General features: G+C 38.3%; 2 protein-coding genes and 1 pseudogene. 1 reads left to right on the top strand and 2 read right to left on the bottom strand.

Annotation, left to right across the window (positions count from 1 at the left end):
- A pseudogene (locus PHR02_RS13565) lies at window positions 1-221 on the top strand (hypothetical protein); the annotation flags it as partial.
- Here the strand turns inward: PHR02_RS13565 and PHR02_RS13560 are convergent.
- Window positions 211-2,256: a GGDEF domain-containing phosphodiesterase gene (locus tag PHR02_RS13560; protein ID WP_299992842.1), complete on the bottom strand. Its 2,046-nt coding sequence runs from the start codon at window positions 2,254-2,256 to the stop codon at window positions 211-213. The pseudogene PHR02_RS13565 and the gene PHR02_RS13560 sit on opposite strands and share 11 nt — an antisense overlap.
- A 90-nt stretch (window positions 2,257-2,346) precedes the next feature.
- On the bottom strand, window positions 2,347-2,588 hold a 242-nt coding region (locus PHR02_RS13555; protein ID WP_299992840.1), incomplete at its 5' end, for a YceI family protein.

Below are 2,588 nucleotides of genomic sequence, written 5' to 3'. Positions count from 1 at the left end.
CGATCATGCGCCATTTTCACATCTCGCCTCTCGAAGCACTCCAAGCGGCAGAGGATTTAGGGGCAAAAACCCTGATCCCGATCCATTATGGAACCTTTAAACTCGCTGATGATGGACTGGATGAGCCTATAAAGTGGTTTGAAGCATTGACTCAAGTAAACATCTATCCATTCAAAACAAAAGTATTACGTGTCGGTGAAATCTACCGCTTTAACCACTAAGCCCTACAGGAGCTTCTTTAGGCTCTCCGAAATAATACCCCTGTGAATAATCGATCCCCATCTCTTTCACCAAATCATAAGTTTTTTTATCACTTACGAATTCAGCAATTGTCAACATGCCGAGCTGTTTGGAGAAGTTAACAATCGTAGCAACAAGAATTTTCGCATCTTTGTCGTTATGAAGGGCTTTAATCAGAGAACCGTCAATTTTAATAAAATCGGCTTTGAGCTTTAGTAGATACTCAAAATTCGAATATCCCGTCCCAAAATCATCAATCGCTATTTTACATCCGCACTCTTTGACATTTTTGATAAATGCGATGACCCGATCATAATTTTCGATCCCCTCAGATTCAACGATTTCAAAAACTACCCGCTCTCCAATCCCATAACTCTCCAAAAGGGTAAAGATACTTTGCTGTGTCTCTTCATCCATAATATCTTTAATCGTCAAGTTGACCGAAAAGGTCAAATCGGTATCTTTAAACTGTAAAAAAGATTTTTCTAATACGGTTTGCGTGATGGAGCGGTAATATTTTGTCCGTTTAGCAATCTCTAAAAAGAAAAATGGCGAGATCACTTTTCCCTCTTCATCGATCAATCGAACTAAGGATTCGTATTTATTGTATTCTCCGGTGATGTTATCGACAATGGGCTGATAATAGGGGACAATACGGTCATTTCGAATCGCTTTTTGGAGTTTTTTCGTCCATTTAATGTTGTTTTCACATTCAGTATTGAGTAATAACGAAGTATCGTAGATTAAAAGAGATTGTTGATTCTTTTTTGCACTCCTCATCGCCATATCCGCACTTGTAAAAAGGTTGAGTTTATCGTGTTCAAACGATATACTTACCGTCACCTGTACAGCAATCTCTTCATCACGAATGATTAAGTGTGTCTCAGCCAAGGCTGCAATGATCTCTTTAGCTTTTTCGATAAACGTCTCGTGATTCAATCCATTTGCCAAAACGGCAAATTCATCCCCATCAAGCCGATAGAATTTTTTTGAATTTCGATCACGGATAATGCTATTGATCGTATTTGCAACTTCAATGATGAGCAAATCACCAAAATCGTGCCCATAAAAGTCATTTATCTCTCTAAAATTATCAATATTGATTAACGCAAGAGATGGATTTTCTGTCTCAGTAATATCCTTCATCAAGAGATGGCGATTGCCATACTCCGTTAGGGCATCTGTGGCCAATATGTGTTCAAGTTTTTCTTGTTGAGCTATCAATTTCGTAATTTCATGACGCACCGCAATGTACTCGACAATCTCATCGGCTTCATTCATAATCGGGACAATTACCATATCTACCCAATAATATCCACCATCTTTTTTGCGGTTTTTAATGATTCCGTGCCACATTTTTTTAGATTTGACAGTTCTCCACAACACTTCAAATATCGATGAAGCCGTATCGCTATGACGAACGATACTGTGTGCACGACCAATCAATTCTTCCCGATTAAATCCGCTCACTTCACAAAACTTGTCATTGACGTAGGTTATATTTCCTGATAAATCACTTTTGGAGACGATATTTCCTGCATCGAGAGCGAGTTTGTATCCGTTGAGAAATGCGATTGTTTTATGAAGTTCCTGCTCTTTTTTGATCACTGAGCTTTTAAGTTGTCGATTCAAGTTCTCTAGCCGCTTTTCCGATTCAATCCTATCGGTAATATCACGGACAATAGCGATATTGTAATCTACTCCATCGCGGTGGAGGTAACGGACATTTGCCTCAATCGGAATTTTAGTACCATCTTTTTTTGTGAGAATTGCGTAATCAGTCAGTTTTCCGACTTGCTTAAGCTCTTGTAAATGACGGTAAAACGGTTCACTAGATTTTAACGGTCTACGGATTTTATCGATACCGAGTTCTTGTAACTCATCAAAGGTATACCCTAATATCCGTAAGGTGGTTTCATTCATATAATCGACATGCCCGTCGTCAATTCGAATAATAAAAATCATATCATTCGAATAATTAAGCATATCGTGGAATAGTGCTGATTTGTCATCCATTTACAGAGCCCCAAGGATTGAGTTAGTGTAATCCGACGATCTTCCAACAAAGAAGTAAATCGCCTGTATACTGCGTACTATACAACCTTTTTATCGTTTTAAAATGACATCCACATTCAAATCAACCTGATCACGTACGGTTAAAAAAACCATTTTAGGTGGTGTGATCCCAAAATCAGACATTTTCATACTGCTTTTGGCTTTAATACGAACTTTAGATCCTTCTTCATTGACACTCCCCTCAAAACTAAGAGGTTTTGTAACACCATGCATACTCAAAGTACCTTTGAGAATTACATTGTCGCCTCCCTTGGCAATAACCTCTTTAATCT

Source organism: Sulfuricurvum sp. (assembly GCF_028688295.1).
Taxonomy (GTDB): Bacteria; Campylobacterota; Campylobacteria; order Campylobacterales; family Sulfurimonadaceae; genus Sulfuricurvum.
This window is presented reverse-complemented; position numbering and strand designations above follow the sequence as displayed.

Bases quoted from the DNA above. Each gene is read 5' to 3' on its own strand.
- PHR02_RS13560 (WP_299992842.1), bottom strand. From the start codon at position 2,256: ATGGATGACAAATCAGCACTATTCCACGATATGCTTAATTATTCGAAT.